The organism is Pseudomaricurvus sp. ABR4_320, assembly GCF_056159445.1.
Genome location: NZ_JBSWVF010000021.1, coordinates 1 through 21,256 on the forward strand (window position 1 = coordinate 1; position 21,256 = coordinate 21,256).

At 51.3% G+C, this 21,256-nt stretch carries 20 protein-coding genes and 1 other RNA gene; 12 read left to right on the forward strand and 9 right to left on the reverse strand.

Annotated features, from left to right (window positions below; all coding sequences use genetic code 11):
• From ACXAFR_RS24095 to smpB, 7 genes are all read right to left on the reverse strand, one after another.
• Positions 1-876, reverse strand: an 876-nt coding sequence (locus tag ACXAFR_RS24095) for an N-6 DNA methylase (protein ID WP_475181925.1), incomplete at its 3' end; no start/stop codon positions are given.
• A 273-nt stretch (positions 877-1,149) separates the two neighbouring features.
• Positions 1,150-1,506 (reverse strand): type II toxin-antitoxin system death-on-curing family toxin, encoded by a 357-nt coding sequence (locus tag ACXAFR_RS24100; RefSeq protein ID WP_475181926.1) that lies wholly within the window; start codon positions 1,504-1,506, stop codon positions 1,150-1,152.
• Between the two features lie 24 nt (positions 1,507-1,530).
• Positions 1,531-1,761 carry a hypothetical protein gene (locus tag ACXAFR_RS24105; protein WP_475181929.1) on the reverse strand — a complete coding sequence of 77 codons (231 nt, stop codon included), beginning with the start codon at positions 1,759-1,761 and terminating at the stop codon, positions 1,531-1,533.
• A gap of 294 nt (positions 1,762-2,055) precedes the next feature.
• Positions 2,056-2,445, reverse strand: a transfer-messenger RNA (tmRNA) gene (ssrA, locus tag ACXAFR_RS24110).
• A gap of 68 nt (positions 2,446-2,513) precedes the next feature.
• Entirely contained in the window at positions 2,514-3,482 is a 969-nt protein-coding gene (locus ACXAFR_RS24115) for a DMT family transporter (protein ID WP_475181931.1), read from the reverse strand.
• A 56-nt stretch (positions 3,483-3,538) separates the two neighbouring features.
• Positions 3,539-4,384: a helix-turn-helix domain-containing protein gene (locus ACXAFR_RS24120; protein ID WP_475181934.1), complete on the reverse strand. Its 846-nt coding sequence runs from the start codon at positions 4,382-4,384 to the stop codon at positions 3,539-3,541.
• Positions 4,385-4,515: 131 nt separating this feature from the next.
• Positions 4,516-4,992, reverse strand: a complete 477-nt coding sequence (smpB, locus tag ACXAFR_RS24125) for an SsrA-binding protein SmpB (protein ID WP_475181937.1) — start codon at positions 4,990-4,992, stop codon at positions 4,516-4,518.
• Positions 4,993-5,123: 131 nt separating this feature from the next.
• Here smpB and ACXAFR_RS24130 point away from each other — a divergent pair, with 131 nt between their 5' ends.
• The 3 genes from ACXAFR_RS24130 (at position 5,124) to ACXAFR_RS24140 (ending at position 7,370) form a co-directional block, all read left to right on the forward strand.
• A complete protein-coding gene (locus ACXAFR_RS24130; RefSeq protein ID WP_475181939.1) occupies positions 5,124-6,497 on the forward strand; it encodes a sodium-dependent transporter in 1,374 nt (457 codons plus the stop codon).
• Positions 6,498-6,584: 87 nt separating this feature from the next.
• Positions 6,585-7,022, forward strand: coding sequence for a type II toxin-antitoxin system RatA family toxin (locus ACXAFR_RS24135; protein ID WP_475181942.1), 438 nt, complete (start codon positions 6,585-6,587; stop codon positions 7,020-7,022).
• A gap of 21 nt (positions 7,023-7,043) precedes the next feature.
• Complete coding sequence (locus tag ACXAFR_RS24140; protein WP_475181945.1) at positions 7,044-7,370, forward strand: RnfH family protein; 327 nt, start codon at positions 7,044-7,046, stop codon at positions 7,368-7,370.
• Positions 7,371-7,448: 78 nt separating this feature from the next.
• Here the strand turns inward: ACXAFR_RS24140 and ACXAFR_RS24145 are convergent, their stop codons facing one another.
• Positions 7,449-7,823: an outer membrane protein assembly factor BamE gene (locus ACXAFR_RS24145; RefSeq protein ID WP_475181946.1), complete on the reverse strand. Its 375-nt coding sequence runs from the start codon at positions 7,821-7,823 to the stop codon at positions 7,449-7,451.
• 141 nt (positions 7,824-7,964) lie between these two features.
• On the opposite strand from ACXAFR_RS24145, the gene fur reads away from it, so the two are divergent.
• Both fur and ACXAFR_RS24155 read left to right on the forward strand, forming a co-directional pair.
• Positions 7,965-8,375 carry a ferric iron uptake transcriptional regulator gene (fur, locus tag ACXAFR_RS24150; RefSeq protein ID WP_475181948.1) on the forward strand — a complete coding sequence of 137 codons (411 nt, stop codon included), beginning with the start codon at positions 7,965-7,967 and terminating at the stop codon, positions 8,373-8,375.
• A 46-nt stretch (positions 8,376-8,421) separates the two neighbouring features.
• A complete protein-coding gene (locus tag ACXAFR_RS24155) occupies positions 8,422-9,018 on the forward strand; it encodes a hypothetical protein (protein WP_475181950.1) in 597 nt (198 codons plus the stop codon).
• 73 nt (positions 9,019-9,091) lie between these two features.
• Here the strand turns inward: ACXAFR_RS24155 and recN are convergent, their stop codons facing one another.
• Positions 9,092-10,750, reverse strand: coding sequence for a DNA repair protein RecN (gene recN / locus ACXAFR_RS24160; protein WP_475181952.1), 1,659 nt, complete (start codon positions 10,748-10,750; stop codon positions 9,092-9,094).
• A gap of 205 nt (positions 10,751-10,955) precedes the next feature.
• Between recN and grpE the strand changes: the two genes are divergently transcribed.
• The 7 genes from grpE (at position 10,956) to greA (ending at position 21,179) form a co-directional block, all read left to right on the forward strand.
• Positions 10,956-11,561, forward strand: coding sequence for a nucleotide exchange factor GrpE (grpE, locus tag ACXAFR_RS24165; RefSeq protein WP_475181954.1), 606 nt, complete (start codon positions 10,956-10,958; stop codon positions 11,559-11,561).
• 152 nt (positions 11,562-11,713) lie between these two features.
• A complete protein-coding gene (dnaK, locus tag ACXAFR_RS24170; protein ID WP_475181957.1) occupies positions 11,714-13,663 on the forward strand; it encodes a molecular chaperone DnaK in 1,950 nt (649 codons plus the stop codon).
• Between the two features lie 141 nt (positions 13,664-13,804).
• Positions 13,805-14,935, forward strand: a complete 1,131-nt coding sequence (gene dnaJ, locus ACXAFR_RS24175; protein WP_475181959.1) for a molecular chaperone DnaJ — start codon at positions 13,805-13,807, stop codon at positions 14,933-14,935.
• 46 nt (positions 14,936-14,981) lie between these two features.
• Positions 14,982-15,785, forward strand: coding sequence for a 4-hydroxy-tetrahydrodipicolinate reductase (gene dapB / locus ACXAFR_RS24180; RefSeq protein WP_475181961.1), 804 nt, complete (start codon positions 14,982-14,984; stop codon positions 15,783-15,785).
• A 459-nt stretch (positions 15,786-16,244) separates the two neighbouring features.
• Positions 16,245-17,384, forward strand: a complete 1,140-nt coding sequence (carA, locus tag ACXAFR_RS24185; RefSeq protein ID WP_475181963.1) for a glutamine-hydrolyzing carbamoyl-phosphate synthase small subunit — start codon at positions 16,245-16,247, stop codon at positions 17,382-17,384.
• Positions 17,385-17,435: 51 nt separating this feature from the next.
• Positions 17,436-20,663: a carbamoyl-phosphate synthase large subunit gene (gene carB / locus ACXAFR_RS24190; protein ID WP_475181968.1), complete on the forward strand. Its 3,228-nt coding sequence runs from the start codon at positions 17,436-17,438 to the stop codon at positions 20,661-20,663.
• Between the two features lie 39 nt (positions 20,664-20,702).
• On the forward strand, positions 20,703-21,179 hold the full coding sequence (greA, locus tag ACXAFR_RS24195; RefSeq protein WP_475181970.1) for a transcription elongation factor GreA: 477 nt from the start codon (positions 20,703-20,705) through the stop codon (positions 21,177-21,179).
• Positions 21,180-21,256: the final 77 nt, after the last annotated feature.

Genomic DNA, 21,256 nt, shown 5'->3' on the forward strand with positions numbered 1-21,256 from the left:
GTTTACATACAGGGCTTGGTAGGTGCCTTGCGGATGGCTTTCGTCAAAGTAGGGCCAGTCGTCTTCTAGGGTATCGCCATTGCGGGTTTTGATGTTGCCGGCTTTGATGCCACGCATGATCAGGTTCATCCGCGTAAGATTGTAGGTGTTAGCTTTTAGTTCTTGGGCGTAGTAGGTGATGCTGTCTTTGCTTTTGGCGTATTTGGCCACGGCTTCACCGATGTTAATCAGCAATGAGCCAGACCCAGAGGTTGGGTCGTAAATTTCGATAGTCTCTTTGTGTTGCAATTCATGGGCGATGATGTGTGACATTAGCACTGAAACTTCGTGCGGCGTATAAAACTCACCGGCTTTTTTTCCAGCATTGGCGGCAAACTTTTCAATCAGGTATTCGTAAATGTAGCCCAGTACGTCGTAGCCTTGCCTGCCGTTCATGGGAATGCTTTTGATCAAATGCGGCAAGTCGCTAATGGCTTTGGTGCGCTTGCTCGCGCTTTCGCCAAGTTTGCTTAGTCCGGTTTCCAGTGTGGTGAAAATGCCTTCAAACAGTTTTTTGTGGTTGGGTGAGATCAAACGGCTAAAGGCGGCGAGCGCATCGCGTGCATTGGATTCGTCGAAGTCGGATTTTGGATCTACCCATGTCGAAAACAGGTTGTTGTAGCCAATAAAGTAGCCGAGGTTGCTTTGGATATAGCTTACGGTTTCGGCGTCTTCTTCCGTCATGTCTTCTTTGCTAACAAGCTGCACTAGCTGATCACTGAGGTATTTGTAGAAGATAAAGCCGAGGATGTAATCCTTGTATTCGTTGGCTTCAATTTTAGAGCGCATCTGGTTTGCAGATTCCCAGATTTTGGCGACGAGTTGTTGTTTGTTCATTCTTTATGTTTACTTCCAACACCGATGGCTGGTAAGTACCTAATCTTTGTACCTAATGTCTATAGAACGTTGAAATTTGTTGTTTTGATTATGCGCGCTTGGGATGAATTTCTCTGCCGATGCTTCGGTGAATATCGCTGAAACTGAATCTTCTTTGTAATGCTAGATCTGCACAGTAGAGGCCTCCTGAGTACACCCAATCAGGCTCATGTGATAGTAGTGATGGCTTACTTTCTGATTCGTTTAGTTGCAAATAATAAGGTGCTTTTATTCTCATTTATTTTCAGAGAACGATCTTAACCAAGGTTCGATGTGCGCAATATCAAAAGTACTGGTTTCAAACATTTGAATCATCTCAGCATGAATCAGCATTGGTTCGCGCTGCAACACCCATCCATTAATACGCAAAAATACATCGGCTGCCGCATAGGCAATGCGCTTGTTACCGTCAACAAAGGGATGATTAATTGCGAGGCTTTCCAGCAGGGCGGCAGCCTCCGCTACTATGTCTTCGTAATAGCCTGTTTGCGGTCGGTACAGTGCTGCTTCCAGTGCTCCCTGATCTCGCAAGCCTAGCGCACCGCCATATCGTTGCATCAGAATCCTGTGCATACCCAGCACATCAGCCACGGTAAGGTAGTCGTGCGCCATATATTATTTTGCAAGCTCGCGGTAAAGATCATCAAACTCTTCCAGGCTGGTGGCAAAAGCAGCCATTACATGGCGACGTGGCCGCTCTTTTTGTTGGCGGTCGATATAGTCGCGCAGGGCTTCATCCAGCACGGCTTGAAACTGACGGCCTTGGCTTTCTGCGATTTGACGTAGGGCAGCCAATACCTCTGGCGCGGCTTGAGAGGAAAATTTTTCACGAGCTGGGGTGGGCATGTCAATTTCCTTCATGATCTATCTTGATGCTATCATGATAGGCCATGATTCGCAGCATTTCTAGTCGTTCAAAAATCTGTCATCGGCATTACTTCCCGATAAACCTTCCCTCGTAAGGATAAAAAATACGATGCGTCTTTTTAATATTACCCGTTGGTAAAACGGAGGATTGAGCCATTTAGGGTTTTAGAAACAACGGATTCGGTAAAGCGTATCGGAAGATAATCGGAAGAACGAAAACAGGCCAGGAGTTGGGGAAAAGAAGAGTCTGAAGAATTTCCAAGCCCTTTAAGGTGGTGGAGCCGGGGGGATTTGAACCCCCGTCCGCCAGCACTCCGCCTGAGGCTCTACATGCTTAGTTCCGCCTTTTGATTTAATGCCATACAGCCCAGCGGCCGAGACGTATAGCACGATCCTGATAAATGTTTAGCTGATCCACCCCAGGCAGGCTTCACGGCGATCCAGTTCTATATGACAGTCGTTAGCGCGGTACTGGCACCTTGCTAAAGACCGCTAGCGGACGTACCGCTAGAGGTACAACAAAAGGCTACTTACGCGGCCAGTTGTGCACCATAGTTGTCGTCATTGGCAACTAATAAAGTTCAGCTTTGAGTTTACGTGATTCGCTGACATCACGGCATGCACCTAAGGTTTTGTTACCGACGTCGAATCCAAATCGGCCCCTAAAAGTGAGTCGGCCAGTATAAAACATTTGTCGTAGGAACGCACCCTATCTGTTGGCTGTTGAGAGATTATTGGCCACATTTGCCCTCGCTGGTCAGCGAAGGTGGTTCTGTTTCTCTGGTCATGGTGGGTTTTGCGACGTTTTTTGTGCTGAGTCTTAAAGACAGTGCGATGCCTCCGGCTGTCGCCAACCCGCAGGCTATCGAGGCTAAGGTTTGTTCTTCGTTGAGGATCAGCCAGGCTAGGAAACCGCCGATTAACGGGGTGCTCATCCCGATAATGTTGTGGGTGACTGGGTCAATGCGTGAGGCGCCAAGGACGTTGAGTAGGGTCGGCAAGATGGTGGCAAGGGCGCTCAAGCCAACAAAGTAACTGATGATCAAGACGATGGGTGTGTTGGTTGTTAGTTGACTCTCTGAAGGGAGTGCGAATAGAGAAGTGAGAAGGGCTGTGCTGCAAAGTAACGAGCCTAACAGCATGGTTTGCAGGTTCATTTGCGGTAGATTGGTCTTGCGACCTTGTTCGGCGTAAGACCATACCTTTACGGCAAAGCTGGCGCGGACGAGTGCAGCACCTATTGCACATGCGCTGCCTATGCCGGTGGCTGTCGACATCTCCAAATGACCGCTATGACTTTGTACTTGAAGATAACCGGCCAATCCGGCAAAGGTAACGCCAAAGCCGACAAGTTGCGTCATCTTTCCGCGGCCTGTTCGCAGATACTCCAATGCGAAAGTAAATGCAGGCGAGGTAGCGACGATCAGGCCCACCAGTGAAACAGGCGCCAAGCTGAAGGCGGTCGTGGCGAGCAGGTAGTAACTGGTCATCAACGTGGCTAGGCGCCAGGTCCCTGGCGACGGCTCGGTCGTTGACGTGGTCTGCCGACGCCGGAAGTGCAGGTGCCAAAGGGCTGTACTGAGTATGAGTGCGAAGGTAAAGCGTCCCCACATGATGTGCAGTACCGACAAGTCGGACAGCAATTTCACGAAGATGCCGGTTGTTCCCCAAAGTAATGCGCAGGCGATGCTATAGCCCATCGACGGTATCCGTTGGTCAGTATTTGGTGTGTTGGTGTGAGTGTTATCGGTGGCCGCTAAGCGGGGCGAGCTTTCCAGTCCGCCAGAGAGCGGTAGATATTTTGATCACATTGTTGGGCGCGGAAATTCGCGGGAGTGATCCCAAAAAGTCGTTTAAACGCTTTTGAGAAGTGCGCTTGATCCGTGAATCCGCATGCCAAAGCAACGTCAATGATTGGTCTCTCTGCCTTTAAAAGTGTTTGTGCAAATCTCAGTCGGTATTGCAGATGCCAGGCATGTGGTGGCAGTCCATAGTTGCGGCGAAAGGCCCGGTTGAGGTGAAAGCCATCCATACCTGACGCCTGCGCCAGCTCTGTGAGGCTCACATTGCGGTGCTTGTGAGCGGCGAGATATTCCCGTGCACGTGTGGGCGCTAGGGATGAGTCATTTCCCGGGCGCTCGGGGATCAACTTATGGCAGTGATGTCGGTAGAAGAGCGATAGTAGTTCGCTCATAAGTGTTTCCAGTTGCAACAATTGTTGCTCGGGAATGCTTCGGAACATTTGGTCCGTCACATTGATAAGTGCCGTGTTTTGTATCAGCAGGTCGCAATGGAAGTGATCTGGTGTGTGGCCGAGGAGGCGGGTGCTTAGCGATCTGGGGATGACCAGTGAGCGAAACCACCAGTCTGATTGGGTTTTGCTGGCGTGTTGCGTGTCTGGCGAGATGGCGACCAGGGTGCCGGCTATTGCTGTTTGTTGTGTGCCGTCTACCGCGAGAGGCTGGCAGCCTGAATCAATGATGGAAAGCATTAAGCCATCGTGGCTGTGCTTCGGAAACTCTTTGAAGCGCCCCCAGGTCACCTCGCAACCGTCTAAAGCTGTGATAAAGCTCTTGCAGCTCGGGTGGTGACTGACGGTCATGGCGAAAACTCCAACAAACGGCAAAGTGGCACAAAGGTGAATGCTCAGGGGCTATCGACCGTTATACCGTTACTTCGCCGGGTTGGCTTGTACAATCTTGGCAAAGTGGGTTCTTGCCAAATGAGGCTTAATCAGCTGGTGCGTTGGAACAGTCGCTGTTTTTCACGAGCCCAATCCCGCTGCTTCTCGGTTTCCCGTTTGTCGTGTTGCTTTTTACCTTTGGCCAGTGCGATCTCACATTTGACCAGATGTCGCTTCCAATAAAGGGCGGTGCACACACAGGTGTAATCTTTTTGAGCAACGGCTTGTTGTAGGCGTGCGATTTCTTTGTTGTGCAAAAGCAGTTTGCGTTGCCGATTTGGCTCAATCACAAAGTGTGTCGATACGGTTTGCAACGGGTTAATGAGGGCATTAAGTAACCAGGCCTCGCCGTTTTTAAAAAAGACGTGGCTGTCGATAATCTGGATTTTTCCCTCGCGCAGGCTTTTAACCTCCCACCCTTTGAGTTCTAGGCCCGCTTCATAGCGGTCGCTCAGGTGGTAGTCGAACTTCGCCTTTTTGTTGAGGATGATGGTATTGCTACCGGGTTTCTTTTTGGCTTTCTTCATAATGGTGCGGATTATACGCGCGTTACTCTGTAAAAGCCTATGGAAATCACTGTGTTAAGCTCTATACAATGCGCTTAGGGTGGTGGTAGCGGACCGGCATCGTCTTTTTATTACTAAGTTTGGGGGAGCAGATGTCGGAAACAAAATCCGAGCATGGGATTTGGAACAGTCGGTGGACCTTTATCCTGGCAGCGACTGGATCGGCGGTCGGTCTCGGTAATATCTGGAAGTTTCCGTACATCACGGGTGAAAACGGTGGTGGCGCCTTCGTACTCGTTTATTTGGCGTGTATTGCTGTTGTCGGCGTTCCCATCATGATTGCCGAAACACTGATCGGCCGTCGCGGCCGTCAAAGTCCAATCGCTACCATGCAGCGCCTGACTCGCGAAGCTGGTATGCCCAAATGGTGGGCCAGTATCGGATGGATTGGCGCTGTTGCCGGTTTGTTGATCCTCTCGTTTTACAGTGTGATCGCCGGGTGGGCGCTGGCTTACGTGGAGCGGATGATCAGCGGTACTTTCACGGACGTGAATGGCGCTCAGGCCGCAGAGCAGTTTAATCAGCTGTTAGCGAATAAAGGCGATCTGGTCTTTTGGCAGAGCCTGTTTATGGTGATGACCGTCGGTGTCGTTATGGGGGGCGTCACTCGAGGATTGGGCAATGCCGTTCGCATATTGATGCCGATTCTGTTTCTTCTGCTGCTGGTGCTGTTGGGGTATGCCTTATCAGAAGGTGAGTTTTCCCAGGGGTTGTCGTTTCTCTTTAGCTTTGATTTTTCCCGGCTGACGTGGTCGGCGGTTCTGGTTGCGTTGGGTCATGCGTTTTTTACGCTGAGCCTCGGCATGGGGGCGATTATGGCTTACGGCGCCTACATGCCGCAGCAGGCATCGCTTTCTCAGACGGTGTTTACCGTGGCGCTGCTGGATACGCTGGTTGCTCTGGTGGCGGGCTTGGCCATTTTTCCGATCGTGTTTGCCTACCCAGGATTGGAGCCGGGATCCGGTCCCGGTTTAATGTTTATCAGCCTGCCGGTGGCGTTTGGGAATATGACGGGCGGGTTGCTGTTTGGCACCCTGTTCTTTGTGTTGGTTACCGTTGCCGCCTGGAGTTCTGCGATATCCCTGATCGAACCGGGCGTGGCCTGGATGGTGGAGTCTGGTCGCTTTAACCGGGTTACCGCCAATCTGATTTTGGGGGGCGTCGCTTGGGCGCTCGGGTATGGCACCGTGCTATCGTTTAATGATTGGGCTGAGTTTAAGCCCTTTTTGGGCATGACGTTCTTCGATTTCCTGGATTTCCTGACGGCGAATATAATGCTGCCTCTCGGAGGGATGTTTATCGCGGTCTTCGTCGGTTGGTGTATGAAACATCAGCATGTGCGGGGAGAGCTGCACGCGGAGTCGGATCGATTTTACCGTCTCTGGTTGTTTGTTTTGCGCTATCTCTCTCCGGTCTTGGTGGGATTAGTGTTTGTCATGCTGTTAAAGGAAAAGATTTTTGGTTGAGGTAGCAAGGGCGAATGGCACCCCTCTTAGTGGTGAAGCTTCAGTGATGGTACCCGCAAGGTGTCGTGACGTTTGCGGGGTGGCTCTGTGGCGCGGATAGAGAGAACAGCGCTGCTGCCATACAGTGCCTTGCAGATGTATGATCTGGTGAACGATGTTGAGAGCTATCCTCAGTATATGTCGGGTTGCGTAGCAGCGAAGGTGTTGGAGCATACCCCGGAGGAGATGGTTGCGACCATGTCACTGTCGCGCCTTGGGCTGAGTTATACCATCACGACACGCAATCGCCTGGTGGCTGGCGAAGTGATTGACATGAGCTTGGTGGAAGGGCCTTTCGATCGTTTTTCCGGCGGTTGGCGATTTCAAGCATTGGCCGAGGACGCCTGTAAGGTTGTCTTTACTATGGATTTCCATTTCCGCAGCGCGGTGGTTGCTAAGGTCGCTGAGAAGTGGTTTGAATCTGTGGCGAATGAGCTCGTGGATGGCGTCTGCCGTAGGGCTGGCGAGGTGTATCGGGCGGTATGAGATATTTACGAGGGCGGGAATATGTCTGATATCCAGGATATTCAGGTGGAAGTGGCCTATGCTCTTCCCCACAAACAAAAAATCGTTGAATTGTTAGTCCCTCCCGGCACGACGGCGTTGCAAGCGGTGGAGCGTTCGCAAATACGTAAGGATTTTCCTGAAATTGACTTGGCGACGGCGAAGTTGGGATTGTTTGGGCAGGCTCTAGGCGCCAAAGGTCTCAAGCCTGCGGATCAGTACGAATTGCAGAGTGGCGACCGGATTGAAATTTATCGCCCTTTGCAGGCGGATCCCAAAGAAGCACGTAAGCGCAGGGCTGAGAAAGAAAAGAAACAAAAAGCGGAATAGTAGAGGCGCCCAGCGATTTAATGCTGGGCGTGCCACTATGATTTCTACATAGGAGCGGTCTCGCTCCGTAGCGATGCGTTAACTTGCAGAACCCGATGTGGCTGCGGCGGGCGCTTGGCCGGGGGCAAAATCACCGGTCATGCTGACGAGTTTGTCGTCTTCAAAAAAGACGGTAAGGTGGTGTTCAGAGGCCTCTCCCTTACCTGGGCGCATGGTATAGACGTAATCCCAGCGGTCGGGGTGGAAGGTATCTTCAACCAGGGGGTTACCCATGACAAACCGGACCTGACGCTTAGTCATGCCGGGTTTGAGCTGGTCGACCATCTCCTGAGTGATGATATTGCCTTGCTGAATATCAATTTTGTACACACCGGGAAAGGCAAAGTACTGACAACCGGTGACAGAGGCCAGGAGCAACGTTAGCCCGATGGCACTGATAATGCGTTTTCGCATAGTAGGGGTTCCACATCTTTTAGCGAAGGTGGATAATACCGGCCGTTAGAGTCGGTGAGAAGCCGTTGAGTTCATTTGTCCCGGGTTTTTACCATCTAATGCGCTCAACTCTGGCATCCAATTTTTGTACCTGAGGAAAAAATGAAAGACGAAAATCAGGAGCTGAGAAAGGCAGGTCTTAAAGTTACCTTGCCGCGGGTTAAGATTCTGCAAATGTTGGAGGCGTCAGAGCAGCGCCACCTGAGCGCAGAAGATGTCTATAAACAGTTGATGGAGGCCGGGGAGGATGTCGGTCTGGCTACCGTTTATCGAGTGTTGACGCAATTTGAGTCTGCTGGGCTGGTCATGCGCCACAACTTTGATGGCGGTCATTCGGTGTTTGAGCTTGAGCGGGGCTATCACCACGATCATATGGTCTGTGTAGAATCCGGTCAGGTGCTCGAGTTTCACAGTGAAGAAATCGAAAAAATTCAGGAAGAAATCGCTCGTGAACGGGGATTTGAGATCACCGGTCACAGCTTGGTCTTATATGTAAAGCCGGCGAAAAAGTAGTGCTCATCGCTACGGCGTTCTTCTTCTGGATGAATTAATCGACGTTATGGCAGAAAATTCTGTAAATTCCGCAGCTCCAGGCGGCCAAGTTAAGCTGGAGATTCCCCAACTGACCTCGCTCGCGTGTCAGATTCTCAACCGTTTGTTTTTTCCCAAGAACGAGGCAAATGCCAAGCAGGCGTTTAAAACGCTGAAGCAAGGTAAATCCATCGGTTGTGGCAAGCTGACGGTCGAATCCAAGCCGCCAGCTTTGATGGACACTGCGGTTGGTGCTGGTGTTCCACAGGCGCAGCGCAAAGGAGAAATCACTGTCAGTGTATCGTTGGATCACAGCGAGTTTGTGGGTAAGGGCTTCAGCTTTCCATTGTTTCGATCGGCGTTACGAATGATGTTGAACGCCACGGCAACAGGGCTCAAGTCTCCCAAAGGGCTGAAAATCCTCCGTAATGAGGCCACTGATGGCGTTTTAATTCATCATCCAGGTGTCGTCGCGGTGGAAGATCAGCCGAACGTGCTGGTCTTTGCCATAGAGCCGCGCCCGGATAGCTCAATGATAGTGCAGCTGATGTTTGTTGGCCCAACGCAGTATCAGCAGAAAGCCAGTGCGAATGAGGCTACTGCCGAGCAAGGCTCACAAGCTTAACTGCGTTATGCGATTACGCCTAACGATGCCCTCTAGCAGCATGCCTGACTAGAGGGCGATTTCTCTAATTTTTCTAATTTGCCAGCATTTCACGCGCGTGAGCGATCGATTGACGTGTTAGCTCGGTACCGCCCATCATTCTGGCGATTTCCATGATTTTATCCTCCCCGTGAATTTCCCGAAGGGTCGAGCGAGTTTTGTTGCGGCTGCGCTGCTTTGCCACGTGCAAATGATGGTGTCCTTTGCTGGCCACTTGCGGCAGGTGTGTGACACAGATTATTTGCCCGCTTCCGCTTAGGGTTCGCAGTAGACGCCCAACGATGTCTGCTGTCGCGCCACCAATTCCGACATCGACTTCATCGAAGATCTGGGTTGGTGTTGCTGTGGTCTTTGCGGTGACCACTTGGATGGCCAAGCTTATGCGGGACAATTCACCGCCTGAAACAATTTTTCCTAGAGCTTTCGCGGGTTGGCCTCGGTTGGTGCTGATCAATAATTCAACTCTGTCTATGCCTGTCGCGCCGGGCTTGTCTGGTTGTTTGGCCACTTCTACGACGAAATGAGCGTCCCCCATTGAAAGCGCGTTAAGTTGCATTTGGACAGAACTCTGTAGTTGATCGGCAGCTTTTGTTCGAGCGTCAGACAGCTGTTTGGCAGCGGCGCGATAGGCTTTCTCGGCGGCGGCGCACTGTTTTTCTAGGTCTGCGATGGATTGATCGCTACCTTGCAGGTGTTCCAATTCCATTGTCAGGCTCTCTGTGAGGTCGCAAAGCTGGTTCGGAGCGATACGATGTTTTCTGGAGAGGTCGAAATAGGTTGAGAGCCGCTGTTCGACGTCCGCCAGCTTTTCCGGATCCACTTCGCAGCTTTCAGCAAACTGTGTAATTTCGCGTCCGGCTTCTTCGATGCTGATTTGTGCGCTGGTTAGAAGCTCGGCAATGGGGGAGAGGGCGGGGGAGTGGTCCAGGCAGTCATCGATAATGTTTTGTGCCTGGGTGAGCATTTGGTTGATGCCGCCCTCTTCGTTGTCGCACAGGTGGGCCAAATTATTTGCTGAGCGAATCAGGGATTCGGCGTTTTCCAGTTGGCGTTGTGCGTCTTCGAGAGCCGCGTACTCATCTTTTTGTGGGGCGAGCGCCTGCAGTTCCTGCAGTTGATAGCCCAGCAGCTGTATTCTTTCGAGGCGCTCTGCTTGATTCGAATGCAGATAGTCGTAGTTTTTTTGCAGGCTTTGCCAGTGCAGCCAGCGCTGCCGACATCGATCCTTTGTGTCGCTTAACTGGCCAAAATTATCGAGCAATTCACATTGGTGCTCACTGTTGAGTAGCTGTTGGTGGGCGTGTTGGCCGTGTAGTGAAACCAAATGTTCGCCGAGTTGCCGCAGCTGATTTAAGGTAACGCTGCGGCCATTGATGTAGCCTCGGGACCGACCTTCAGCGGTAATGACACGACGCAGCAGGCATTCCTGATCTGATGGTAGGTCCTGTTTTGCCAACCAGGATCGTGCCGTTGGCAAGGTGCTGATATCAAAAATTGCCGCGATATCGGATTGCTTGGCTCCGGTTTTTACGCGGCTGGGGTCGGTACGACCACCGAGAACCAAATCGAGAGCGTTAATCACAAGCGATTTACCGGCGCCAGTTTCTCCGGTAACGGCGGTCATACCTGTGTGGAAATCCAATTCCAGGTTGTCGACCAGGGCGAAATCCTGAATTGCGAGGTGCGTCAGCATGCTGTGCCTCCGAAAGCAAAACCTGTATGAATAAACATGTTTATATGTACAGTATAATGCGAGTTTACGCAAGGTAAAGCATGTCCTGGTGATAATATTTTGGCTCGTGTTTCGTTAAAGGGTTGAAAGCCGAATCTCTGTCCCCATTAAACGCTGCAAAGATCCTATTGCTTAACAATTTTGCATATTCGCTTAGGAGTTCAGAGTGTCCCAAGAAAAAACCACGAATCTCGAAGAAGAGAAGGTTGAGATTTCCGCAGAGGCCGTCGCTGAAGCGGCCTCGGAAACTGAAGCTGCAGCAGATGCAGGCGCTGATACCGGGGACGGTCAAACCGTCGATGCCATCCAGGCCGAGCTCGAGAGTCTGACGACTCAGCTTAATGATGCTCGCGAGCAGGTGTTGCGCGCGCAGGCAGAAGCTCAAAATTCGCGCCGCCGTGCGGAAATGGATGTCGAAAAGGCGCACAAATATGGCCAGGAAAAACTGGTCAGCGACTTGCTCCCGGTTATCGATAATCTTGAGCGTGCGCTCGAAGCGGTTGGCTCCGCCGAAGGCATGCAGAAAGCGGTTGTCGAAGGTATCGAACTCACGATTAAGTCTTTTCAGGATACCTTAGCGAAGCATCAGGTGGTCGCTGTGAATCCTGTCGGGGAGCCGTTTGATCCCCAGCTGCATCAGGCGATGACCATGGTTGAGAGCCCAGATGCTGAGCCGAATACAGTCCTCAATGTGTTTCAAAAGGGGTACACATTGCATGGTCGATTGGTGCGTCCTGCGATGGTTGTTGTGGCAAAGGCGCCAGCCCAGTAAAAGCCCGTAGAAATTGTGGGTTAAGGGTTGAAAAACCGTTAGCTGCATCAATATAGAGATCAAAGGTTTTTAGGCCGACTGAAAATTCCAGCGGCCGTTTCGGGCGAGATCCCGGCATTACATCGAATTACGTTATTTGGGAGAACATCCAGATGGGAAAAATTATCGGTATTGACCTCGGTACCACCAACTCTTGTGTGTGTGTGCTGGAGGGGGACAAGCCCAAAGTTATCGAAAACGCTGAAGGTGATCGCACAACACCTTCCATCGTCGCGTTCACTGACGATTCTGAAATTCTTGTTGGTCAGAGTGCCAAGCGTCAGTCTGTCACCAATCCAACCAATACCCTGTTTGCGGTTAAGCGTTTGATTGGGCGTAAGTTCCAGGACACTGTCGTCCAGAAAGACATTTCCATGGTGCCTTACAAAATCGTTGAAGCCGAGAACGGCGACGCCTGGGTTGAGGCGAAAGGCGATAAGAAAGCACCGCCGCAAATTTCTGCGGAAGTCTTGAAGAAAATGAAGAAAACCGCTGAGGATTACCTCGGCGAGAAAGTGATCGAAGCGGTTATTACGGTTCCTGCGTACTTTAACGATTCTCAGCGTCAAGCGACCAAAGATGCCGGTCGTATCGCTGGCCTTGATGTTAAGCGCATCATCAACGAGCCAACCGCAGCCGCGCTCGCTTACGGTATGGATAAAGCCAAAGGTGACCGCACCATTGCAGTCTACGATTTGGGTGGTGGTACCTTCGATATCTCTATTATTGAGATTGCCGATGTCGATGGCGAGCATCAGTTTGAAGTTCTTTCCACGAATGGTGATACCTTCTTAGGTGGTGAAGACTTTGATTTGCGCTTGATTGAGTATTTGGCCGAGTCCTTTAAAAAGGAAAATGGCATCGACTTGCACAATGATCCGTTGGCATTGCAGCGTCTGAAAGAAGCGGCGGAAAAAGCCAAGATTGAGCTGTCTTCGTCTCAACAGACGGAAGTTAATCTGCCTTACATCACTGCTGATGCTACTGGTCCTAAGCATTTGGTCGTCAAGTTGACTCGTGCCAAGCTGGAATCTTTGGTAGAAGAATTGGTTGCGCGCTCTTTGGAGCCGGTTAAAACGGCTATTGCTGATGCGGATCTTTCCGTCAACAACATCGATGATGTCATCTTGGTGGGTGGTCAGACTCGTATGCCGTTGGTTCAGCAAAAAGTGGCCGAATTCTTTGGTAAGGAAGCGCGTCGTGATGTGAATCCAGACGAAGCGGTTGCAATTGGTGCTGCCATTCAAGGGGCGGTTCTTTCCGGCGACGTAAAAGACGTTCTGTTGTTGGATGTAACACCTCTGACCCTGGGTATTGAAACCATGGGTGGGGTTGCGACGCCGTTAATCGAGAAGAACACCACGATTCCGACGAAAAAGTCGCAGGTGTTTTCAACTGCGGAAGACAATCAGACTGCCGTTACCATTCACGTGGTGCAGGGCGAGCGTAAGCAAGCTGCTCAGAACAAGTCTTTGGGGCGCTTCGATCTGGCTGATATTCCGCCAGCGCCTCGTGGTATGCCTCAAATCGAGGTGACGTTTGACATCGATGCAAACGGTATTCTGAATGTCGGTGCGAAAGACAAGGCAACCGGCAAAGAGCAGTCTATTGTTATTAAAGCGTCTTCTGGTTTGAACGACGACGAAATCGATAAGATGGTTCGCGATGCAGAAGCTAACGCTGAAGCGGACAAGAAGTTCGAAGAGCTGGTGACCGCGCGCAATACACTTGATGGGTTGATCAGTGCGACGCGCAAAACCTTGTCTGAAGCGGGTGATAAAGCGACTGAAGAAGACAAGACTGCCATTGAGGCCGCGTTAAAAGACGCTGATGAAGCGGTGAAAGGCGACAACAAAGAAGCCATGGACGCAGCGACGACTAAGTTGACCGAAGCATCCAGTTCTCTGGCACAAAAGATGTATGCTGAGCAGTCTGCGCAAGCGGGTGGTCCTCAAGGGGCTGCGGGTGGAGCCGATGCAGGCGCTGGTGCCGGCAACGCTAACCGGGCTGATGACGGTGTGGTCGATGCTGAGTTTGAAGAAGTCAAAGACGATCAGAAGTAATTGATTGCAAGATCGGCGTCCTTTAAGGGCGCCTCTTTATCTGGGCTCTGAGTAACCTCTTCAGGAGCCCTGTTTGAGAGCAAATTTAAGTAGCGCGGGCCAGTCCCGCGCTTATTCGTGTAGAGATTATCCAAATAGCCTATGTCTAAGCGTGATTACTATGAAATTCTCGGCGTCAGTCGTGACGTTGATGAGAAGGAGCTCAAAAAGGCCTACCGTCGAGTAGCGATGAAATTTCACCCGGATAGAAACCCTGGTGATAAAGAGGCCGAAGAGAAATTCAAGGAAGCGAGCGAGGCATACGAGATCCTGTCTGACGAGCAAAAGCGTTCTGCTTACGATCAGTTCGGTCATGCTGGCGTCGATCCTCAAGCCGGTGGTTTTGGCGGTGGAGGGTTCAATGGTGGCAGCTTCAGTGACATATTTGGTGACGTATTTGGCGATATCTTCGGTGGCGGCGGTGGTGGTCGCAGCCGCGGTCCTGCACGAGGCTCCGATTTAAGGTATACCCTTGAGCTGTCTCTGGAAGATGCCGTTAAAGGGACGTCTGTAAAAATTCGTGTGCCGACCCTTGTAACCTGTGACACCTGCGATGGATCCGGTGCCAAAGCGGGAACCAAGCCGACAACCTGTACCACCTGTGGTGGTGTTGGGCAGGTTCGAATGCAGCAAGGATTCTTTGCGGTTCAGCAAACCTGTCCACGTTGCCGTGGTAAAGGCACCATTGTTTCTGACCCATGTAATGATTGTGGCGGTCAGGGGCGTATTGAAGAAACCAAGACCTTGTCGGTTAAGGTGCCTGCAGGTGTCGATACCGGCGATCGTATTCGCTTAACGGGCGAGGGCGAGGCGGGTCCAGACGGAGGTCCTCCTGGTGATCTCTACGTGCAGGTCTCTGTTCAAGAGCACGCCATCTTCGAGCGTGATGGCAAAAATCTTTATTGTGAAGTTCCTGTCAGCTTCGTTGATGCGGCGCTCGGTGGTGAATTAGATGTCCCGACTCTCGATGGGCGTGTAAAGCTTAAGATTCCTGCGGAAACTCAGACCGGCAAGCTCTTCCGTTTGCGGGGTAAAGGGGTGACGCCTGTACGTGGTGGTGCAGCCGGAGATTTGATGTGTCGGATTGTCGTTGAAACACCAGTTAACCTGAGTCACAAGCAAAAAGAAATCCTGAAAGAATTCAAAGAATCCATGAAAGGAGATAAAAATTCTCCAAAACAGGATTCATGGTTTGAGGGGATGAAAAATTTCTTTGGAGATATGAAGCTTTGACCGCGTCGTTGGTATGGGCATAGGCGAGCTGGATAGGAATGAGCAAATGGTAAAAGTGGCGATCGCCGGTGCTGGCGGGCGAATGGGTAAAACCTTGATTGAAGCGGTCGATGCAGCATCCGGTGTTGAGTTAGCTGGGGCGCTGGAGCGTTCTGGCAGCACCTTAATTGGTGTCGACGCGGGCGAATTGGCCGGTGTTGGTCGTTCAGGTGTATCCATCGTTGATGATTTTGCGGCGATTGCTGAGCAGGTTGACGTTTTGATCGATTTTACGGCGCCGGCGGCGACCTTGGCCAATGCGGCGACCTGTGCCGACGCTGGTTGTGCGATTGTCGTCGGTACTACCGGTTTTACTGAGGCCGAGACTCAACGGCTGGAGCAGTTCGGCACTCAAATTCCCATGTGTAAAGCGGCGAATTTCAGTACAGGTGTGAATCTTCTGTTGAAGTTGGTGGAGCAGGCGGCAAACTTGCTGCAAGAAGGTTACGACATCGAAATCTACGAAGCCCATCATCGGCATAAAGTGGATTCTCCTTCCGGAACGGCGTTGGCGTTGGGTGAGGCTGCTGCTCGTGGTGTCGAGCGCAATTTACGCGATGTTGCCATTTACGGGCGTGAAGGATTGGTCGGAGCAAGAGATCCGGAGACCATCGGTTTTGCCACGGTTAGGGGTGGTGATGTCGTCGGCGATCACAGTGTTATGTTTATGGCAGATGGTGAGCGGGTTGAACTGACGCACAAGGCATCCAGTCGTATGTCTTTCGCTCGCGGCGCGGTGCGTGCGGCGCAGTGGTTGGCGGGCAAGGAGCCGGGTGTCTATTCTATGCAGGATGTGCTGGCTCTTAATTAGCGCAGAGGCAGTTTGTGCTTGCTCTCTTTGTTCTGATTAGCAAGTAGATGTGACTTGCTCTTTTCTTTGGTATGCCGCAATGCACGCGAGTCTTTATCAATAAAAAATTTGTATTGGCCTGCTGCATTGTCGGGGAATTGAATTGGGTTCGCCGTTGGACAGAAAAGTGCAATTTCCGTTACAATTCGCCCCAGTGAATGGCCGCGGCGAAACAGATTCGTGGCTACGGTTCGGTTAATCCAGTACCAATAAGATCATAGTTTGATCAGTGTTCAGAATCTCATATCAAAAGCGAGTTGAAGCGTCAGGTTTCACCTCGCTTTTTTTTGAATGCTGCACACTCGCGCGGATTGCCTGTCCGCCGCAGCACATAGCCGTCAGGATGCGGCCTGAGTCTCAGGAAGAGGTGTGCGACGGTTTCCGTCGATTTATCCAATCAATCCAGAGCAGGAGGTCTCTTTGAAGACAGTGCGCCAGCAAGCCGCGGTCCTCGTCCTTGAGGATGGTAGTATTTTCAAGGGTAAAGCCATAGGTGCCGAAGGTATGACCGTCGGAGAGGTTGTGTTTAACACCTCGATGACCGGGTATCAGGAGATTCTCACGGATCCCTCCTACGCACAGCAAATCATCACCTTGACCTATCCCCACATCGGTAGCGTTGGTACCAACGCCGAAGACGAGGAGTGTGGAAAGGTCTGGTCTGCAGGATTGGTTATTCGTGATTTGCCGCTACTTGCGAGTAATTTCCGTAGCGAGCAATCTCTAGATGAATATCTAAGCTCCCACAATGTTGTCGCCATCGCAGAGATTGATACCCGTCGTTTAACGCGAATCTTGCGGGAAAAAGGTGCGCTCAATGGCTGCATACTGGCAGGTGATGAAGTTGATACCGCCAAAGCCCTGCAGGCAGCCAAAGAGTACGATGGCCTTAAAGGGAAAGACCTTGCAAAGGTGGTGACGGCCCAGGAAGCCTACACCTGGAAAGAGGGGAGTTGGAAGCTGGGAGCGGGATATTCTCTGCTGGAAGAGCCTCGCTTCAAGGTTGTCGCTTATGACTATGGCGTTAAGCGTAACATTCTTCGCATGTTGGTAGATCGCGGTTGTGAGGTTGAGGTTGTGCCTGCGCAAACGCCTGCTGCGGACGTGATGTCGCGCAACCCTGATGGCGTCTTTTTATCCAACGGTCCCGGTGATCCTGAACCCTGTGATTATGCCATTAGTGCGATCCAGGAGTTGTTGGAAGCTGAGGTGCCCATGTTTGGAATTTGTCTCGGTCATCAACTGTTGGCTCTGGCCTCTGGTGCACGTACAGTGAAAATGGGGCATGGGCATCATGGGGGCAATCACCCTGTTCGCGATGAAGATTCCGGGCGTGTGATGATCACCAGTCAGAATCACGGTTTCAATGCTGACGCAGCGACACTGCCTGACACGTTAAGAGTCACCCACGTTTCGCTCTTTGACGGTACTTTGCAAGGAATTCACCGTACCGATAAGCCTGCGTTCAGTTTTCAGGGGCACCCCGAGGCCAGCCCGGGGCCGCACGACGCCGCTCCCCTGTTCGACCACTTTATTGAGTTGATGGAAGCCCGCAAATAGCGCGACGGCGAGACAATTCATCATTTCAAATTCATTCAGTCAGAGCAGCATATGCCTAAAAGAACCGATTTAAAAAGCATTCTGATCCTTGGTGCTGGTCCAATTGTTATTGGTCAGGCCTGTGAATTCGATTACTCCGGCGCCCAGGCGTGTAAAGCGCTGCGTGAGGAAGGGTTTCGCGTCATTCTGGTAAATTCCAATCCAGCGACCATTATGACGGATCCAGCCATGGCGGACGCCACCTATATCGAGCCGATCGTCTGGCAGACAGTCGAGCAGATTGTTGAGAAAGAGCGTCCAGATGCGATCTTGCCAACCATGGGTGGGCAGACCGCGCTCAATTGCGCGCTGGATCTGCACAAGCATGGTGTGCTCGAGAAGTACGGCGTCGAATTGATTGGCGCCAATCAAGAGGCGATCCATAAAGCTGAGGATCGCGATGCGTTTGACAAGGCCATGAAACGTATCGGCCTGGAATGTGCTCGTGCTGAGATCGTTCACACAATGGACGAAGCCCGCGAGGTGCCAAAAGCCTTTGGCTTTCCGGTCATTATTCGCCCCTCTTTTACTATGGGTGGCTCCGGTGGTGGTGTCGCATACAACTGGGAAGAGTTCGAGGAAATTTGTGCTCGCGGATTAGATCTGTCGCCCACCAATGAGTTGCTCATTGATGAGTCTTTGCTCGGCTGGAAAGAGTATGAGATGGAAGTGGTGCGGGACAAAAACGACAACTGTATTATTGTTTGTTCCATCGAGAACTTCGATCCTATGGGGGTGCACACGGGTGATTCCATTACCGTTGCTCCTGCGCAAACGCTGACCGATAAAGAATTTCAGATCATGCGTAACGCTTCCGTCGCTGTGCTGAGGGAGATTGGCGTAGAAACCGGTGGATCCAATGTGCAATTCGCCATGAATCCGGAAACGGGTCGCTTGGTGGTTATTGAAATGAATCCTCGGGTGTCTCGTTCCTCAGCGTTGGCATCTAAGGCGACCGGCTTTCCGATTGCCAAGGTGGCGGCCAAATTGGCGGTCGGTTACACCTTGGATGAGCTACAAAATGACATTACCGGAGGTGCCACGCCGGCGTCTTTCGAGCCATCTATCGACTATGTGGTTACTAAGATTCCACGCTTCACGTTCGAGAAGTTTAATGAAGCGGATGCTCGCTTGACGACTCAGATGAAGTCAGTGGGTGAGGTTATGGCGATAGGGCGCACCTTCCAGGAGTCTCTGCAGAAAGCCTTGCGCGGTCTTGAGGTTGGCTCTTGTGGTTTTGAGTCGAAAGTGGATCTCGGCTCTGATGAAGCGCTGGCCCGGGTGCGACGTGAATTGGCAACACCGGGAGCTGATCGTATTTGGTATGTGGGTGACGCCTTTCGGCTTGGGATGACCGTTGAAGAGGTGTTCGAGCGCTCGGCGATCGACCCTTGGTTCCTTGTGCAAATTGAAGAAATAATTCAGTTGGAAGCTAAGCTCAGCGCAATGCCGATGAGTGAGGTGGACAAGGACTTTATGTGGCAGCTGAAGCGCAAAGGTTTCTCGGATAAGCGTTTGGGCAAGTTGCTGTCGGTTACAGAAAAAACCCTGCGTCAGCGTCGTCACTCGTTGGGGGTGCATCCCGTTTATAAGCGAGTGGATACTTGTGCGGCCGAATTCTCAACATCGACAGCCTACATGTATTCCACTTATGAGGAGGAGTGTGAGGCTCAGCCCAGTGATCGCCAAAAGATCATGGTGTTGGGAGGGGGGCCCAATCGCATTGGCCAGGGGATCGAATTTGATTACTGTTGTGTCCATGCGGCGTTAGCTTGTCGCGAGGATGGTTACGAGACCATTATGGTCAACTGCAACCCGGAAACGGTTTCCACGGATTATGACACCTCCGATAGGCTGTATTTTGAGCCAGTGACTCTGGAAGATGTTCTGGAAATTGTGCAAAAAGAAAAGCCTAAAGGGGTAATTGTTCAGTTTGGCGGGCAAACACCTTTGAACTTGGCGCGAGCGCTCGAAGCGGAGGGGGTTCCTATCATTGGAACCAGCCCCGAAGCGATTGATCGGGCCGAAGATCGCGAGCGTTTTCAGCAAATGCTTATGCGGTTAGACCTAAAGCAGCCGTCCAATGCCATTGTTCGCTCTACCGAAGAGGCAATTTTGCGAGCTGAAGACGTCGGTTATCCGCTGGTTGTGCGTCCTTCCTATGTGTTGGGTGGTCGCGCGATGGAGATTGTCCATAAAGAGGAAGAGTTGCGTACCTATATGCGAGAGGCGGTTCAGGTGTCAGACGAAGCGCCGGTGCTGTTGGATCACTTTCTTAATGCGGCTATCGAGGTCGATATCGACGCGGTTTGTGATGGTGCTGATGTTGTTATCGGCGGCATCATGCAGCATATCGAGCAGTGCGGTGTTCACTCCGGTGACTCGGCTTGTTCGTTGCCTCCGTATTCGTTGCCTGCTGATGTGCAAGAAGAGATGCGTCACCAGGTTCGTAAGATGGCGGTAGAGCTCGGCGTGATTGGCCTCATGAACGTACAGTTGGCTTATCAAAATGGCGAAATTTATGTCATTGAGGTCAACCCGCGGGGATCTCGCACCGTACCTTTCGTGTCCAAGTGTATTGGTACTTCACTCGCGCAGGTGGCTGCGCGCGTTCAGACTGGTAAGACTTTGGCCGCTCAGGGTTTTACTCAGGAAGTGACGCCGGATTACTACAGTGTTAAAGAAGCAGTGTTCCCGTTTAACAAATTCCCAGCCGTCGATCCGATACTTGGACCGGAGATGAAATCGACCGGTGAGGTAATGGGGGTAGGGGATACTTTTGCAGAAGCTTATTCAAAGGCTCAGCTTGGCGCGGGTGATGAAATTCCTGTTCAGGGGAAGGTCTTTATCAGTGTGAGAGATTTTGATAAACAAGACCTCTTACCAGTAGCAAATGAGCTTAAGGATCTTGGCTTTGAATTGGTGGCTACTCGCGGTACTGCACGCTTTCTTGCTGAGCATGGTATTGAAGCTGAAATCGTCAATAAGGTGCTAGAGGGGCGTCCTCACATTGTTGATATGATCAAGAATGATGAAATATCGATCGTATTCAACACGACTGAGGGCAAGCAAGCCATTCGAGATTCAGCATCCATACGGCGCAGTGCAGAGAATAAGCGAGTGTATTACACGACAACGCTCGCCGGTGCGCAGGCAGTTTGCATGGCTATTCGTTTTGGTCAGCGCCAGCAGGTGCGTAGTTTGCAAGAGCTGCATGCACGTATACACCAGGCGGGTTGATCGGTTGGGAAACGCAAAAGAATTAAGGGGAATGGGTCGATGAACAAAGTACCTATGACAAAAGAAGGCGCAGATGCGCTGAGAGTAGAATTGGATCATCTCAAAAAGGTAGATCGTCCTCGCATTGTTACTGCGATTGCTGAGGCTCGTGAGCATGGTGATCTTAAGGAGAATGCTGAATACCATGCTGCTCGTGAGCAGCAGGGGTTTTGTGAGGGGCGCATTCAAGAAATTGAGGGAAAGCTTGCCAGTGCTCAAGTGATTGATGTTACTCAACTACCTAAGGGTGATAAGGTTATCTTTGGCACCACCGTAGATATCATCAATGTCGATACGGATGAAAGCGTGTCGTACAAGATCGTTGGTGATGATGAAGCTGACGTAAAATCCAATAAGATTTCAGTCAATTCTCCGATCGCCAGAGGGCTGATTGGTAAGCTGATTGGCGACATTGTAATGATTCGTACTCCAGGTGGTGAGGTGGAATACGAAATTGATGATGTGCGCTATATTTAAGCGATCTTATTTTTGTTGAAAATCGTCGGGCTGACAGAGCGTCAGCCGCTTTCGCCTTTGCTTCAAGGGTTTGGAGT

Bases quoted from the DNA above. Each gene is read 5' to 3' on its own strand.
- ACXAFR_RS24105 (WP_475181929.1), bottom strand. From the start codon at position 1,761: ATGCCCACCCCAGCTCGTGAAAAATTTTCCTCTCAAGCCGCGCCAGAG.
- ACXAFR_RS24115 (WP_475181931.1), bottom strand. From the start codon at position 3,482: ATGGGCTATAGCATCGCCTGCGCATTACTTTGGGGAACAACCGGCATC.
- ACXAFR_RS24120 (WP_475181934.1), bottom strand. From the start codon at position 4,384: ATGACCGTCAGTCACCACCCGAGCTGCAAGAGCTTTATCACAGCTTTA.
- smpB (WP_475181937.1), bottom strand. From the start codon at position 4,992: ATGAAGAAAGCCAAAAAGAAACCCGGTAGCAATACCATCATCCTCAAC.
- ACXAFR_RS24130 (WP_475181939.1), top strand. From the start codon at position 5,124: ATGTCGGAAACAAAATCCGAGCATGGGATTTGGAACAGTCGGTGGACC.
- ACXAFR_RS24140 (WP_475181945.1), top strand. From the start codon at position 7,044: ATGTCTGATATCCAGGATATTCAGGTGGAAGTGGCCTATGCTCTTCCC.
- ACXAFR_RS24145 (WP_475181946.1), bottom strand. From the start codon at position 7,823: ATGCGAAAACGCATTATCAGTGCCATCGGGCTAACGTTGCTCCTGGCC.
- fur (WP_475181948.1), top strand. From the start codon at position 7,965: ATGAAAGACGAAAATCAGGAGCTGAGAAAGGCAGGTCTTAAAGTTACC.
- ACXAFR_RS24155 (WP_475181950.1), top strand. From the start codon at position 8,422: ATGGCAGAAAATTCTGTAAATTCCGCAGCTCCAGGCGGCCAAGTTAAG.
- recN (WP_475181952.1), bottom strand. From the start codon at position 10,750: ATGCTGACGCACCTCGCAATTCAGGATTTCGCCCTGGTCGACAACCTG.
- dnaK (WP_475181957.1), top strand. From the start codon at position 11,714: ATGGGAAAAATTATCGGTATTGACCTCGGTACCACCAACTCTTGTGTG.
- dnaJ (WP_475181959.1), top strand. From the start codon at position 13,805: ATGTCTAAGCGTGATTACTATGAAATTCTCGGCGTCAGTCGTGACGTT.
- dapB (WP_475181961.1), top strand. From the start codon at position 14,982: ATGGTAAAAGTGGCGATCGCCGGTGCTGGCGGGCGAATGGGTAAAACC.
- carB (WP_475181968.1), top strand. From the start codon at position 17,436: ATGCCTAAAAGAACCGATTTAAAAAGCATTCTGATCCTTGGTGCTGGT.
- greA (WP_475181970.1), top strand. From the start codon at position 20,703: ATGAACAAAGTACCTATGACAAAAGAAGGCGCAGATGCGCTGAGAGTA.